The sequence below is a fragment of the Streptomyces globisporus genome (assembly GCF_003501885.1).
In the GTDB taxonomy this organism is placed as follows: Bacteria; Actinomycetota; Actinomycetes; order Streptomycetales; family Streptomycetaceae; genus Streptomyces; species Streptomyces globisporus_D.
The window spans coordinates 1-14872 of record NZ_QWFA01000197.1; the positions used below are offsets into that span (position 1 = coordinate 1).

Here is a 14872-nt window from a genome sequence, read left to right on the forward strand (position 1 = left end):
CCCCGGGCGGGGTCAGCCGGTACCGGTACCGGTGAGCAGGGCGGTGATGCGCTCGGAGGCGGTCTTGGCCTCGCGGGCCGGGTCGCCGCCCTGGAGCACGGCCGTCATGTAGGGCTTGATGGGGTTCTCCGCCTCGACCCTGGCCCACTGCGCCGAGTTGGGGGTGGCGCGGCCGCGGGTGGCGCCTTCAGCCATCGCCGCGGTGCCCTCGTCGCCCTCGATGACATGGGCGAGGTTCGGCTTGTTGGGGACGTAACTCATGCCCCGGGCCAGCTCCGTCTGCCACTTCTCGCTCGCCAGCGCCTTGACGACGGCGATGCCCGCGCTGCGCTCGTCGGCGTTCTTCGGGACGATGAGGTCGGAGCCGCCGGTGAATACCGAACCGGGCGCTTTCGCGGTCTTGCCGGGAATGGGGAAGTAGCCCAGCTTTCCCTTGAGTTCGGGATTCTTCTGCTCGATGAGCGCGGCGCTGCCCGGCACCGAGATGATCTGGGCGACGTCCCCATCGGCGAATACGTCGGTCTGCGGGGGCTTCTCCTCGTCGGCGTCCTTGGGGCCGTCGCCGAGCGCCTGGAGTTTCCGGTAGAACTCCATGCCCGCCAGGGCTTCCGGAGTGTCCAGGGCGCCCTGCCAGTCGCCGCCGTTCTCGTCGGCGAGCTCGCCGCCCTCGTCCCAGATGAATCCGGCGAGCACGTACCAGTTCTGGCCGGCCAGGTAAATGCCTTGGTTTCCGCTGTTGTTGAGCTTCTCGGTGGCGGCGATCCACTCGGCGCGTGTCTTCGGGACGGCGTCGATGCCCGCCTCCTGGAAGATGTCCTTGTTGTAGATCACCACCCGGTTGGCCGCGTACCAGGGGATGCCGTACTGCACACCGTTGATGCTGCCCGGCTCGGCCAGGCCGGGCAGCCAGTCCTCGCTGCCCAGGTCGCGCATCGATTCGAGGGTCAGATCCCGCAGGCCGCCGCTCTCCGCGTACTGCGCGACCTGCGTGTTTCCGACCTCGATCACGTCCGGGGCGTCGTCGCCCTCCAGCGCGGAGATGACCTTGGGACCGATGCCGCTCCACTCCTGGATCTGGAAGTCCAGCTCGATCGAGGGGTTCTCCTCCTCGTACGAGCGGGTGAACTTGTCCAGGAAGCCGGGCGAGACGCTGTCCTTCATCAGCCAGACCGTCACTGTGCGGTCACCGCCGCCCGAGCCCGATATGTAGCCGCATCCACCGAGTGCGACGGTCGAGACAAGCGCGATGGCTCCAGCCAGTATGCGGTTCTTCACGTGGTCACCTTCTGCGAAACGGCACAACGAAATCGGACCCGGTGTGGGGGGATTGCGGGCGGCGCTCGCACGGGTGGTTGGCTGAATTTTGGTATGGACCAATGGGTAGGTCAAGGCGGACGCCTGCCCCGATTCGCCCCGCCCTCCCCCTCGCGGGACGCCCCGGATTGGGGCACCGTGGTCACAGGAGAGGAGACAAACAATGGCGAATCACACCTATCGGGTCACCGAGATCGTAGGAACCTCCGACGAGGGCGTCGACGCGGCGATCCGGAACGGCGTCGCAAGAGCGGCGGAAACGTTGCACAATCTCGATTGGTTCGAGATTAATCAAGTTCGCGGCCATATCGAAGATGGCCGAATCGCGCACTATCAGGTCGGCCTGAAGGTGGGCTTTCGGCTCGACGAAAACGGCTGATCAGGTACGCCCCTCGCGCTCCTGGGCCTCCTTCAGCGCCTCTGACGGATCAGCCCAGCGGGCCCGCACCACGGCAAATCCGGCCACCTCGGCCGCATCGCAGACGAGTTCGTCGTCGTCCACGAGCATGCGCACCTGCCCCGCTCGCCCGAGCCGCCGGAGGATGTCCAGCTTCGTCCGGCGGGCGGGGCGCCGGTCGTCGTTGCGCCGCATGAACAGCGTGCCCTCGGGCAGCCCCTGGCGGCTCAGCCAGCGCACGGTGTCGCGGCGGCACCGCTCGGGGCGTCCGGTCAGATAGACGATGCGGCACTCCTCGGCGTTCGCGTGCACCATCCGCACGCCCTCCGGGAGCGGCGGGTCGTCCACGGCCGCGGCGAAGAAGCCGGCCCAGTCGCGCTTGGCGCCCTCCAGGAAGTGCTGCCGGTGGGCCGTGCCCGCGAGCGTGTTGTCCAGGTCGAATACGGCCAGCGGCCGTGCGTCGTCGTCCACTCCCCCAGCTTAGGAAGCCCCTCGGGAATCCCTGCGGAGCGAGTGCGTTGAACAGGGCGTGAGCTCTGTGATCGCGTCGACCCGCTTCTCCGTCCTGGACCGTTCCCGCACCCGCGAGGGGTACGAAACCTCCCGGGCGCTGCGCGACACCGTGGATCTGGCCCGGGAGGCGGAGGCGCTCGGTTTCCATCGCTTCTGGGTCTCCGAGCACCACGGTGTGCCGGGGGTCGCGGGGTCCGCGCCGACGGTGCTGGCCGCCGCCGTCGCGGCCGCGACCTCCACCATCCGGGTCGGCACCGGCGGAGTGATGCTGCCCAACCACCGGCCGCTGGTCGTCGCCGAGCAGTTCGGGGTGCTCGCCTCCCTCTTTCCCGGCAGGATCGACATGGGGCTCGGCCGCTCCGTGGGCTTCACCGACGGCGTACGCCGGGCGCTCGGCCACGGCAAGGAGGACGCCGAGGACTTCCCCGGGCGGCTGGCCGAGCTGCTCGGCTGGATCGACGGCACCCAGCGGGCCCACCCCGGGGTGCACGCCCATCCGGCGGAGGGCCTGCGGATTCCCGCGTACGTACTCGCGATCGGCGAGGGCGCGTCGGTCGCCGCGGCAGCCGGGCTCCCCCTCGTCATCGGCGACCTGCGCGGCCGGGACAAGGTGCTGCGCGCCATCGAGGTCTACCGCCGCGACTTCCGCCCGTCGGTCCGCGCCAAGCACCCCGAGGTGATCGTCGCGGGCACGGTGGCGGTCGCCGGCACCGAGGAGGCGGCCCGCCGACTGCTCGTACCGGAGGCGTGGGCCATGGCCTACTCCCGTACGCACGGGGACTTCCCACCGCTGGCCCCGGCCGAGCGCGTCGAGGCCCTGCCCATGGCGGCCAAGGAGCGGTCGCTGTACGAGCAGGGGCTCGAAGGCCACATCCACGGCACCGAGGAACAGGTGGCCGCCCAGCTGGAGCGGGCGATCGAGGAGACCGGGGCGGACGAGGTGCTCGTCACGACGAGTACGTACGACCGGGAGGCGCTGGCGGACTCGCTGCGGCGGCTCGCCCGTATCGCCCGCCCGCGGGCCCGGGGCGACGAGCGTGGCCCGAGCTCGTACGCCGTGAGCCGTGCGGCGGGGTCCGGCAGGGCCGTCACCGGCGCCGACGCCTAGAATCGGATTGTTTGTCCCCCGGGCTGTCCGCCGGACACCAGAACCCCACCCGTACGGAGCCGAGCCCCATGCACTCCCCCCACGATCCGTACGTCCGGGTGCGCGGCGCCCGCGAGCACAACCTCAAGGACGTCGGCGTCGACATCCCGCGCGACACCCTGACCGTGTTCACCGGCGTGTCGGGATCGGGGAAGTCCTCCCTCGCCTTCGGGACCCTCTACGCGGAGGCCCAGCGCCGGTACTTCGAGTCCGTGGCCCCCTACGCCCGGCGGCTGATCCACCAGGTGGGTGCGCCCGCCGTCGGGGAGATCACCGGGCTGCCGCCCGCCGTCTCGCTGGAGCAGCGGCGCTCCGCCCCGGGGGCCCGGTCGTCCGTCGGAACGGTGACGACGCTCTCCAACTCGCTGCGCATGCTGTTCTCCCGCGCGGGCGACTACCCGCCCGGGGCCGAACGGCTGGACTCCGACTCCTTCTCTCCCAACACCGCCGTCGGGGCGTGCCCGGAGTGCCATGGGCTGGGGCGGATCCACCGGACGGACGAGGAACTGCTCGTCCCCGACCCCTCGCTGTCGATCCGGGAGGGGGCCATCGCCGCCTGGCCGGGGGCGTGGCAGGGGAAGAATCTGCGGGATGTGCTGGACGCGCTGGGCTACGACGTCGACCGGCCCTGGCGGGAGCTGGATCCGAAGGACCGTGAGTGGATCCTGTTCACCGACGAGCAGCCGGTGGTGACGGTGCATCCGGTGCGGGACGCGGGCCGGATCCAACGCCCGTACCAGGGCACGTACATGAGCGCGCGGCGCTATGTGCTGCACACCTTCGCCGACACCAAGAGCCGGTCACTGCGGGCGAAGGCGGAGCGCTTCCTGACCAGCGCCCCCTGCCCGGTGTGCGGCGGGAGCAGGCTGCGGCCCGAGGCGATGGCGGTGACCTTCGCCGGGCGGACCATCGCGGAGCTGGCCGGGCTGCCGCTGTCCGTGCTGGCGGAGGTGCTGGCCGGGGCGGGCGCCGGCGGCGAGGAGACGGCCCGGGTGCTGACGGCCGATCTGCTGGCGCGGATCGGGACGGTGACGGAGCTGGGCCTCGGCTATCTGAGCCTGGACCGCACGGCTCCGACGCTGTCCTCGGGCGAGCTGCAACGGCTACGGCTGGCCACGCAGTTGCGGTCGGGACTCTTCGGCGTCGTGTACGTCCTGGACGAGCCGTCGGCCGGGCTGCACCCTGCGGACACCGAGGCGCTGCTCGGGGTGCTGGGCCGGCTGAAGGAGGCGGGGAACTCGGTCTTCGTGGTGGAGCACCAGATGGACGTGGTGCGCCGGGCGGACTGGCTGGTGGACGTGGGCCCGCTGGCCGGGGAGCACGGCGGGCGGGTGCTGCACAGCGGTCCGCCGGAGGGGCTCGCCCAGGTCCCGGAGTCGGCGACGCGCCGCTTCCTGTTCCCCGAGGACGGCCGGGACCCCGCGCCGGTACGCGAGCCGCGCACCCCGTCCGGATGGATCCGGCTCACCGGCGTGGAGCGGCACAATGTGCGGGGCGTCGACGCGGCGTTCCCGCTCGGGGTCTTCACGGCGGTGACCGGGGTGTCCGGCTCGGGCAAGTCGACCCTGGTCGGCCAGGTGCTCGCCGGGGTGCTGGCTGACCGGCATGCGGGCGAGGAGGCGACCGGGGCGGGCGAGCGGTTCTGCGCCTCCGCCACCGGTCTTGAGGCGGTGGACCGGCTCGTACAGGTCGACCAGAAGCCCATCGGACGTACGCCCCGGTCCAATCTGGCGACGTACACCGGCCTGTTCGACTCCGTAAGGAAGCTGTTCGCGCGGACGGAGACGGCCCGGGAGCGCGGCTACGGGGCGGGGCGGTTCTCGTTCAACGTGAGCGGCGGGCGGTGCGAGACCTGCCAGGGCGAGGGTTTCGTCTCGGTGGAGCTGCTGTTCCTGCCCAGCACGTACGCGCCCTGCCCGGACTGCCACGGTGCTCGCTACAACCCGCAGACGCTGGACGTCACCCTGGACGGCCTGACGATCGCCCAGGTCCTCGATCTGACTGTGGAGTCGGCGGCGTCGTTCTTCGCCGGGACGCCCGCCGCCGAGCGCGCTCTGAGGACCCTGCTGGACGTGGGGCTCGGCTATCTGCGGCTCGGTCAGCCCGCCACCGAACTGTCCGGCGGCGAGGCGCAGCGCATCAAGCTGGCGGCGGAGCTCCAGCGCACCCGGCGCGGGCACACGCTGTATCTGCTGGACGAGCCGACGACGGGGCTGCATCCGGCCGATGTGGAGGTGCTGATGCGGCAGTTGCACGCGCTGGTCGACGACGGGAGCACGGTGGTGGTCGTGGAGCACGACATGGCCGTGGTGGCGGGCGCGGACCATGTCATCGACCTGGGCCCGGAGGGCGGGGACCGGGGCGGCCGGATCGTCGCGGCCGGCACCCCGGCGGAGGTGGCGCGTACCGCCGGGAGCCGTACGGCGCCGTATCTGGCGAAGGCACTGCGGCGCTGACCGTACGCGGCTGATCCCGTACGACTCCGGGGGCGAACCCGGGTCCGTACGGGATCGACTCCCGCGTCAGCGGCGGACTTTACGGGTCGCCCGCAGCCACTCCTTGTTCATCGCGGCGATCGACGGCAGCGGGATGCCCTTCGGGCAGGCCGTGGCGCATTCGCCGGTCAGGGTGCAGCCGCCGAAGCCCTCCTCGTCCATCCGGGCCACCATGTCCAGGACGCGGGTCTCGCGTTCGGGGGCGCCCTGCGGCAGGACGTTGAGGTGGTTGACCTTCGCCGAGGTGAACAGCATCGCCGAGCCGTTGGGGCAGGCGGCGACGCAGGCCCCGCAGCCGATGCACTCGGCGTGCTCGAAGGCGAAGTCGGCGTCCGGCTTGGGCACCGGAGTGGCGTGGGCGTCCGGGGCGGTGCCGGTGGGGGCGGAGATGTAGCCGCCGGACTGGATGATCCGGTCGAACGAGGAGCGGTCCACGACCAGGTCCTTGATGACCGGGAAGGCGGAGGCGCGCCAGGGCTCGACGTCGATCGTGTCGCCGTCGGAGAACGACCGCATGTGGAGCTGGCAGGTGGTGGTGCGCTCCGGGCCGTGGGCGTCGCCGTTGATGACGAGACTGCACGCGCCGCAGATACCCTCGCGGCAGTCGTGGTCGAAGGCGACGGGCTCGTCTCCGGCGAGGGTGAGTTCCTCGTTGAGGGTGTCGAGCATCTCCAGGAACGACATGTCGGCGGAGATGTTGTCGACTTCGTAGGTGGCCATGGCGCCGGGCTCTTCGGCGTTGCGCTGACGCCAGACGCGCAGGGTGAGCTTCATGCGTAGCTCCGCTGGGTGGGGTGGACGTACTCGAAGACGAGGTCTTCCTTGTGCAGGACGGGGGCGCCGCCGGTGACGGTGAACTCCCAGGCGGCGGCGTAGGAGAACTCCTCGTCGCGCCGTTCGGCCTCGCCGTCCGGGGTCTGGGACTCCTCGCGGAAGTGGCCGCCGCAGGACTCGGCGCGGTGCAGGGCGTCGAGGCACATGAGCTCGGCGAGCTCCAGGTAGTCGACGATGCGGTTCGCCTTCTCCAGCGACTGGTTGAACTGTTCGCCGGTGCCGGGGACCTTGATCCGCCGCCAGAACTCCTCGCGGATCTCCGGGATCTTGGCGAGCGCCTGGCGCAGGCCGTCCTCGGTGCGGGCCATTCCGCAGTACTCCCACATGAGTTCACCGATCTCACGGTGGAAGGAGTCGGGGGTGCGGTCGCCGTCGACGGAGAGCAGCAGGTTGATGCGGTCCTCGGTCTCCGCCACCACCTCGGCGACGGCGGGGTGTCCGGCGTCGACGTTCTCGGTGTGCGGGTTGCGGGCGAGGTAGTCGTTGATGGTGGAGGGCAGGACGAAGTAGCCGTCGGCGAGGCCCTGCATGAGGGCCGAGGCACCGAGCCGGTTGGCCCCGTGGTCGGAGAAGTTGGCCTCGCCGATGGCGAAGAGGCCGGGGATGGTGGTCTGGAGGTCGTAGTCGACCCAGAGGCCGCCCATCGTGTAGTGCACGGCGGGATAGATCCGCATGGGGACCGTGTAGGGGTCCTCGTCGGTGATCCGCTGGTACATGTCGAAGAGGTTGCCGTACTTGGCCTCGACGGCCTTGCGGCCCATGCGCTGGATGGCCTCGGCGAAGTCCAGGTAGACCCCCTGCCCGCCGGGGCCGACGCCGCGCCCCTCGTCGCAGACGTTCTTGGCGGCGCGGGAGGCGATGTCGCGGGGCACCAGGTTCCCGAAGGCGGGGTAGATGCGCTCCAGGTAGTAGTCGCGCTCGTCCTCGGGGATCTGGTTGGCCGGGCGGGTGTCGCCCTTGGCCTTGGGGACCCAGATGCGGCCGTCGTTGCGCAGCGACTCGCTCATCAGGGTGAGCTTGGACTGGTGGTCGCCGGTGCGCGGGATGCAGGTGGGGTGGATCTGGGTGAAGCAGGGGTTGGCCATGTAGGCGCCGCGCCGGTGGGCCCGCCAGATCGCGGTGGCGTTGGAGTTCATGGCGTTGGTCGACAGGTAGAAGACGTTGCCGTAGCCGCCGGTGGCCAGGACGACCGCGTCGGCGAAGTAGGTGTCGATCTTCCCGGTGACGAGGTCGCGGGCGACGATGCCGCGCGCCTTTCCGTCGACCACGATCAGGTCCAGCATCTCGGTGCGGGCGTGGAGTTCGACGCCGCCGGTGGCGATCTGCCGGGAGAGCGCCTGGTAGGCGCCGAGGAGGAGCTGCTGTCCGGTCTGGCCGCGCGCGTAGAACGTACGGGAGACCTGGACGCCGCCGAAGGACCGGTTGTCGAGGAGGCCGCCGTACTCGCGGGCGAAGGGGACGCCCTGGGCGACGCACTGGTCGATGATCTCGACGGAGATCTGGGCGAGCCGGTGGACGTTGGACTCCCGGGCGCGGAAGTCGCCGCCCTTGACGGTGTCGTAGAACAGCCGGTGGATGGAGTCGCCGTCGTTGCGGTAGTTCTTCGCGGCGTTGATGCCGCCCTGGGCGGCGACCGAGTGGGCGCGCCGGGGTGAGTCCTGGAAGCAGAACTGGACGACGTGGTAGCCCTGTTCGGCGAGGGTGGCGCCGGCCGCGCCGCCGGCCAGGCCGGTGCCGACGACGATGACCGTGTGTTTGCGCCGGTTGGCGGGGTTCACGAGTTTGGCTTGGAAGCGGCGGGTGTCCCAGCGTTCGTTGACGGGGCCCTCGGGGGCCTTCGTGTCGACGGCGGGCTCGCCCGTGCGGTACTGCGTGTAGTCGGCCATGTCAGCTCACCACTCCGGTCATGACGGCGACGGGTACGGAGATGAAGCCCAGGGTCAGCACCGCCGCGAGGATGTTGGCGAGGGTCTTCAGGAGGCGGTCGCGGGTCGCGTTGCCGACGCCGAGCGTCTGCGCGGCGCTCCAGAATCCGTGCTGGACGTGGAGGCCCATGGCGAGCACCGCGACGATGTAGATGACGTTGCCGTACCAGGTGGAGAAGGTGTCGATGACGTTCTGGTACGGGTGCCCGGCCTCGAAGCTGGTGTGCACGGTGCCGGTCGTCAGGTCGAGGATGTGCCAGAAGATGAAGAGCGCGAGGATGATGCCGCCCCAGCGCATGGTCCGGGTGGCGTAGCTCGCGCGAGGCCTCTTGTGGACGTATTTGGCGGGGCGCGCCTTGATGTCGCGGCGGCTCAGCTGGTACGCCGAGACGCCGTGCAGGACGACGGCGGCCACGAGCCCCACGCGGACGATCCAGAGCGCCCACTCGTAGTGCAGGATCGGTTCGCCCATGGTGCGCAGCCAGTGGGCGTACCCGTCGAACTCACCGGGTCCGAAGAAGATCTTCAGGTTGCCCACCATGTGGGCGACGAGATATCCGAGCATGAACAGACCGGTCACGGCCATGATCGTCTTCTTGCCGACGGTCGAGTCCCAGAGCGTACGCGTCATCGACGGCCGTCGGTCCGTCCGCGTTGCCAATGCCATGGACACGACGGTAGGGGCGGAGGACCTGATCAGTCCAAGACATGGTCCGGCTGATCTCCATAGGAAGAGCCTATCGGTGAGGTTTATCGTCGGCGTATGCACTTCCAGCAGCTCACCTACTTCGTGGCCGTCGCCGAGGCCCGGCACTTCACCCGGGCCGCCGAGGCGGTGCATGTGTCGCAGCCCTCGCTCTCCCAGCAGATCCGGGCACTGGAGGCGGAGCTGGGCGCGGACCTGTTCAGCCGGGCCCGGGGCAACATCACCCTCACCGACGCGGGCGAGGCGCTGCTGCCGCTGGCCCGGCGGATCCTCGCCGACGCGGAGACCGCGCGCCACGAGGTCCAGGAGCTGGTCTCGCTGCGCAGCGGCCGGGTGCGTCTGGGGGCGACGCCCAGCCTGTGCACCGGGCTGTTGCCGGACCTGCTGCGCGCCTTCCACGACCGGCACCCGGGGGTGCGGCTGCTCCTGGAGGAGGGCGGCTCGCACGACCTCGTACGTCAACTGGCGCGCGGAGCGCTCGATCTGGCGCTGGTGGTCCTGCCGCTGCCGGCCGCCTCGCCCGCGCTGAGCACGGTGGAGCTGCTGCGGGAGGACCTGGTGGTGGTTTCCGCGGCGACCGAGCCGCCGCCGGGGCGGGACGGCTCGATCCGGATCGCGGATCTGGAGGGGGCGCCGCTGGTGATGTTCCGGCACGGGTACAACCTGCGGGAGCTGACGCTCGCCGCGTGCCGCGCGGAGGGTTTCGAGCCGACGTTCACCGTCGAGGGCGGCGAGATGGACGCGGTGCTCGGTTTCGTACGGGCGGGGCTCGGCATCGCCGTTGTGCCGAGCATGGTCGCCGCCCGGGCGGGCCACGACCTGCGCAGGACCGCGCTGGCCGGGGGCGGGCTGCGGCGCACGATCGCGCTGGCGCACCGCAGCGACGTGGACCCGCCGCGGGCCGCGCGCGAACTCCAGCGGATGCTGCTGGAGCACCGGCCGGTACCCGGCTGACGTGGGCCCGGCGGCCGGGCGGGGGTCCCCGCCCGGCGACCGCTCAGACCGCGTCCGCCAGCAGCAGGGAGTGGATGCGGTCCGGGGCCCCGGGGCGGGCGTAGTACCAGCCCTGGGCGGTGTCGCAGCCGATCCGGCGCAGCTGCTCGGCCTGTGCGCCCGTCTCCACGCCCTCCACCGTGACGGCCAGCTCCAGGCTGTGGGCGAGCGACACGATGCCCTCGACGATCTTCAGGTCGACCGGGTCCGCCGGGTGCTGCTGCATGCCCCGGGTGAAGGAACGGTCCAGCTTGAGCACGCTCACCGGCAGCCGGCGCAGGTTGGCCAGGTTCGAGTAGCCCGTGCCGAAGTCGTCGAGCGCGATGTCGACGCCCATCTCCGCGAGCTGCCGCAGCGGCTTGAGGAGATCGTCGTCGGCGCCGATCAGCGCGGACTCGGTCACCTCCAGGCAGAGCGCTCCCGGCTCCAGACCGGAACGTTCCAGCACGTCGACCGTCTCCGCGACCAGCCGGGGATGGTGCAGCTGGGTCGGCGACAGGTTGACGTTGATCCGCAGTGGCCCGCCGTCGCTGTGCCGCTCCTGCCAGAAGTTCGCCTGCCGTACGGACTCCTCCAGCACCCAGCGGCCGAGCGGCACGATGAGCCCGGTGTGCTCCGCGAGCGGGATGAACCGGTCGGGGCCGAGCACCCCGTGCTGCGGATGGCACCACCGTACGAGCGCCTCCGCGCCGTGCACCGTGCCGTCCCCGAGGTGCACGAGTGGCTGGTACTCGATGAAGAACTCGCCCCGGTCCAGGGCGGCCGGGAGCGCGGTGGTCAGCCCGTGCCGGGTGATGGCGCGCGCGTCGGCCTCCGCGTCGGCGAGCTGGAAGCGGTTGCCGCCCGCCGCCTTGGCCCGGTACATCGTGATGTCGGCGCTGCGCAGCACCTCGGCGGCGCTGCGCTCCCCGGACGGCCCCTCGACGATGCCGATCGAGCCCCGGACGGAGAGCTCGCGCCCGTCGAGGCGGATCGGGGTGGCGAGCGCGTTGAGGATCCGGCCGGCCAGTTCGTGCACCTCCTCGGCCGTGTCCGGTCCGGTGGTCAGGGCGACGAACTCGTCGCCGCCGAGCCGGGCGACCATCTCGCCGGGCGCGGTGGCGCAGCTCTGGAGCCGGTCGGCGACCTCGACCAGGAGGCGGTCACCGGCGGCGTGCGGACGCCGTCCTGGGCGGTGAGGGCCTTCTCCAGGCGCTCGAAGAACAGGGTCCGGTTGGGTAGCCCGGTGAGCGCGTCATGGGTGGCCTCGTACCGCAGCCGGAGGTTGAGCAGCCGGCGCTCGGTGGTGTCCTCCATCAGCGCGAGCTGGTACTCGGGGCGGCCCTCGGAGTCCCGCAGCAGGGAGACGGTGAGGTTGGTCCACAGGACGGTGCCGTCGTTGCGGTAGTACGCCTTCTCGACCCGGTAGTGCTCGCGTTCGCCGCGTACCAGCTCGTCGTAGTACTTCCACACCTGGGGCGAGTCCTCGGGGTGGACCCACTCGTTCACCTTGTGGCTGCGGACGTGGTGTTCGAGACCGCCGAACATCCTGGTGAGCGTGTCGTTGATCTCCAGGATGTTGCCGTCCAGGTCGGCGATGCCGATGCCGATGGCGGCGTCCTTGAAGACCGCGCGGAACCGGGCCTCGGTGGCGTGCAGGGCCTCTTCGGCGTGCGAACGGGCCGTCAGCGCCGAGCGGGCGATGGCCTCCTGCTCGGCGAGGGTTCGCTCGCGCAGGGCGCCGGTGAACCCGGCGGCCAGCGTGTGCTGGATGCGGGCGCAGCGGGCCCGGCCGTCCTCGGTGGAGAGCGGGCCTGGTCCGTTGCCGCCGCAGTAGAGGACGAGGTAGGAGTCGACGACGCCGAGCGTGGAGCTGAGGGCGTCCGGATCGGTGCAGTGCGCGTCGATCAGGGCCGCGCCGATCCGCTGGGCGGGCGAGGCGTCGAAGGGGTGGGCGTGCAGGATGCCGTTCAGCTCGCGTGCCAAGGGCAGCAGATGCTGTTCGAACTCCGGCCGGGTCAGGGAGGTGGCGGTCAGGGGGAAGATGGCCCGGCTCCAGATTCTGGCGAATCTCCGGAGCCGGCCCTCGGGGCCGTCGGGTTCCGCGTCCGGCTCTCCGGACGCCTGGGCGGGAATGCTCACGCCTTGCGCCCGACCCCGCCGAAGCCCGAGAAGGCGTACGGGTCTTCCTGCTCCGGCGAGTGCGGGGTGTCGGGCCGCCATTCGGGCATCGACACGAGTCCCGGTTCGACCATCTCGTAGCCCTCGAAGAACTGGCTGATCTCCTCGTGCGAGCGCATGATCAGCGGGTTGCGGATGTTCTTGTAGACGCCGACCGTCCCGGCCGCCTCCTCCTTGGGCAGCGGGATGCCCTCGTACGAGGCGTGGGTCAGGACGATCAGGCTGCCGGGGGCCAGGGCCTCCCGCAGTTCGGCGACCGCACCGCGCGGGTCGTCGGCGTCCTCGATGAAGTGGAGCACCGCGACGAGCAGCAGGGCCACCGGCCGGTCCAGGTCGAGCAGTCCGGTGATCTCCGGGTTCGCCAGGATCTCCTTGGGGCGGCGCAGGTCGGCGGCGGCGATCACCGCGCGGTCGTTGCCCTCCAGCACGGCCTGGCTGTGGGCGACGGCGACCGGGTCGTGGTCGACGTACGCCACCTTGGCGCCGGGGTCGGCGGCCTGGGCGACCTCGTGGACGTTGCCGAACGTCGGGATGCCGGAGCCGATGTCCAGGAACTGGTCGATGCCCGAGTCGACGGCGTGGCGGACGGCCCGGCGCATAAAGGCGCGATTGGCCTGCATGATCTTGGGAAGGCCCGGGAGGAACTCCATGGCCTTGCGCGCGGCTTCCCGGTCCACCTCGAAATTGTGCGATCCGCCCAGATAGAAGTCGTACATGCGGGACACGCTCGGCACCGAAATGTCTATGCCCTGCGGTGCCCAGGCGGGACGCTCCATCGATGTCTCCAACAAGTTCGCCACGGCGATCCGGCCATGTTCATGGTCAGTGTTGACCAGAGGCTACTGATCGGCCGCCAAGAGAGCGAGTGGAAACGGAAATTGGCGATCCGCTATTGGTCACACTCAGGTGGCATACCCGGCCGGTCCGTCGCTGCGCGTGTGCGGACAGCGACGGACCGGTACTCCGGGCGCCGTTTCCCGGTGGTTCGGGGCCACTTGGGGCTCCTGGGCGATTGTTCTGCGGAGTCCGGGACTACTTGGCGGCGCCGACGAGTTTGGAATCCGGGGAAACGGCGTACCAGGTTCCGCCGACGCCCTGCCCGTTGGTGTCCCCGGGCTTCTTGTCGCCCGCGAAGGTGTAGATCGGCCAGCAGTCGATGGTCTGCTGCTTGATGCCGTCGGGGCGGTCGAAGGTGACGAATCCCTTCGTCGTGACACCGTCCACCGCATTCTTGGCCACGGGGGCGACCACCGGCCACTTCTTGAGGCACTCGCCGGTGCAGGCCGTCTTCATCGGCCAGGCGGAGTCCTTGGTGAAGCGGTAAACCGTCATGCCCCGGCCGTCCACCACGATGTCGCCGAGTTCCGGGTCCTTGCGGACGGAAAGTCCCGCGGGATCGGCCGGTTCGGCGACCGCCTCGCTGTCGGCGTTCTTCGCCGCCTTCTTCCCGTCCGGGTGGCCGGGGGCGGTGTCCTTGGCGTACCGGTACATCGGCCAGCCGTCGACGGTGAGTTGGCTGGTGCCGTCGGGACGGGTGACCTCGCCGAGCAGTTCCTCGTCGGTGCCGGCCGCGGCAACGGCGTTGCCCGACGCCACCACCGGCCAGGCCGTGGCGCAGTCGCCGTCGCAGTTCGACTTCGGCGGGTTCGCGGTGTCCTTGTCGAAGCGGTAGAGCGTGAAGCCCTCGCTGTCGGTGAGCACCTTTCCGAGCTTCTTGCTTTCCTGGACGGCGAGTTGGCCGGCCTCCTTCGGTTCCGCCGCCTCCGCGTCGGCCCCGGAGCCGTATCCCCCGCCGGCCGATCCGTACCCGCTCTCGGCGGGCTGCTGGGCCGGGGCGGCGTTGCCCACCGCCTGGCCGTTCGGTGACGTGCCGCCCTGCTCCTGACCGCACGCCGTCGTGAGCGTCAACAGAGCCGCCGCGGTGACCGCGAGCGAGGCGTTGCGCCAGGTGTTCATGTCGACTCCCGTGGTGCTTCGTCGTAGCGCTGGTGATTCCGGCGCGGGACCGCGCCGTTCGTGGCCCTAGGTACGGGACGCCGACGGGGTCGCGTTCAAAGGAAGTCCGAGAAGAATTCGGCGGGTCGGGCCGGCCCGGCAAACACGAATGACCCATGAACCGCACGATCAGGCGAATCGCCTGCGCCGGCCGCGTGTTCTCCGGTGGCGTGGATCATGCTCCCCGTCGTGTACGGATCACGCATCGCGCGGCTCACGGCGGCCGCCGCACTTCTCTGGCTGACAGCCGTACCGCTGCCCGCGACCGCCGACAACTGCGCGGTGGCCTCGATCGGGCAGGACGGGAGCGGTTCCTCGATCGCCGTGGCGGGCGACGGGAGCTGCGTCGCGGTCTCCGAGCCGGAGCCGCCTCCGCCGCCGCCCCCGCCGAAA

The 14872-nt window shown here is 70.7% G+C and carries 11 protein-coding genes and 2 pseudogenes; 5 read left to right on the forward strand and 8 right to left on the reverse strand.

Translation table 11 applies throughout. From position 1 onward, the window contains the following. Positions 1-12: 12 nt before the first annotated feature. Positions 13-1275 carry an extracellular solute-binding protein gene (locus D3105_RS27975; RefSeq protein ID WP_118905761.1) on the reverse strand — a complete coding sequence of 421 codons (1263 nt, stop codon included), beginning with the start codon at positions 1273-1275 and terminating at the stop codon, positions 13-15. Positions 1276-1477: 202 nt separating this feature from the next. On the opposite strand from D3105_RS27975, the gene D3105_RS27980 reads away from it, so the two are divergent. Then, positions 1478-1693 (forward strand): dodecin, encoded by a 216-nt coding sequence (locus D3105_RS27980; protein WP_118905762.1) that lies wholly within the window; start codon positions 1478-1480, stop codon positions 1691-1693. Here the strand turns inward: D3105_RS27980 and D3105_RS27985 are convergent, their stop codons facing one another. Further along, entirely contained in the window at positions 1694-2182 is a 489-nt protein-coding gene (locus tag D3105_RS27985) for an LNS2 domain-containing protein (RefSeq protein ID WP_118905763.1), read from the reverse strand. 67 nt (positions 2183-2249) lie between these two features. On the opposite strand from D3105_RS27985, the gene D3105_RS27990 reads away from it, so the two are divergent. Beyond that, a complete protein-coding gene (locus D3105_RS27990) occupies positions 2250-3332 on the forward strand; it encodes an MsnO8 family LLM class oxidoreductase (RefSeq protein WP_240647044.1) in 1083 nt (360 codons plus the stop codon). Between the two features lie 68 nt (positions 3333-3400). Continuing rightward, the gene (gene uvrA / locus D3105_RS27995; protein ID WP_118905764.1) at positions 3401-5827 is read left to right on the forward strand and encodes an excinuclease ABC subunit UvrA; all 2427 of its coding nucleotides are present in this window, start codon (positions 3401-3403) and stop codon (positions 5825-5827) included. A gap of 66 nt (positions 5828-5893) precedes the next feature. On the opposite strand, the gene D3105_RS28000 is transcribed toward uvrA, so the two are convergent. The 3 genes from D3105_RS28000 to D3105_RS28010 are packed head-to-tail and all read right to left on the reverse strand — an operon-like array spanning position 5894 to position 9256. Further along, positions 5894-6640 (reverse strand): succinate dehydrogenase/fumarate reductase iron-sulfur subunit, encoded by a 747-nt coding sequence (locus tag D3105_RS28000; protein WP_118905765.1) that lies wholly within the window; start codon positions 6638-6640, stop codon positions 5894-5896. Then, entirely contained in the window at positions 6637-8586 is a 1950-nt protein-coding gene (locus D3105_RS28005; RefSeq protein ID WP_118905766.1) for a fumarate reductase/succinate dehydrogenase flavoprotein subunit, read from the reverse strand. The genes D3105_RS28000 and D3105_RS28005 overlap by 4 nt, the downstream gene beginning before the upstream one ends. Before the next feature lies 1 nt (position 8587). Beyond that, positions 8588-9256 carry a succinate dehydrogenase gene (locus tag D3105_RS28010; protein ID WP_118905767.1) on the reverse strand — a complete coding sequence of 223 codons (669 nt, stop codon included), beginning with the start codon at positions 9254-9256 and terminating at the stop codon, positions 8588-8590. 132 nt (positions 9257-9388) lie between these two features. Between D3105_RS28010 and D3105_RS28015 the strand changes: the two genes are divergently transcribed. Then, positions 9389-10285 carry a LysR family transcriptional regulator gene (locus D3105_RS28015; protein ID WP_118905768.1) on the forward strand — a complete coding sequence of 299 codons (897 nt, stop codon included), beginning with the start codon at positions 9389-9391 and terminating at the stop codon, positions 10283-10285. A 43-nt stretch (positions 10286-10328) separates the two neighbouring features. Here D3105_RS28015 and D3105_RS28020 read toward each other — a convergent pair. The 3 genes and pseudogenes from D3105_RS28020 to D3105_RS28030 form a co-directional block, all read right to left on the reverse strand. Then, positions 10329-12445 (reverse strand): annotated as a pseudogene (locus D3105_RS28020) (putative bifunctional diguanylate cyclase/phosphodiesterase). Continuing rightward, a complete protein-coding gene (locus tag D3105_RS28025; RefSeq protein WP_118905769.1) occupies positions 12442-13260 on the reverse strand; it encodes an SAM-dependent methyltransferase in 819 nt (272 codons plus the stop codon). Before D3105_RS28025 ends, D3105_RS28020 begins: the two are co-directional and overlap by 4 nt. Before the next feature lie 256 nt (positions 13261-13516). Next, positions 13517-14440, reverse strand: coding sequence for an SCO0930 family lipoprotein (locus D3105_RS28030; protein WP_118905770.1), 924 nt, complete (start codon positions 14438-14440; stop codon positions 13517-13519). 228 nt (positions 14441-14668) lie between these two features. Between D3105_RS28030 and D3105_RS28035 the strand changes: the two are divergent. After that, positions 14669-14872 (forward strand): annotated as a pseudogene (locus D3105_RS28035) (hypothetical protein); the annotation flags it as partial.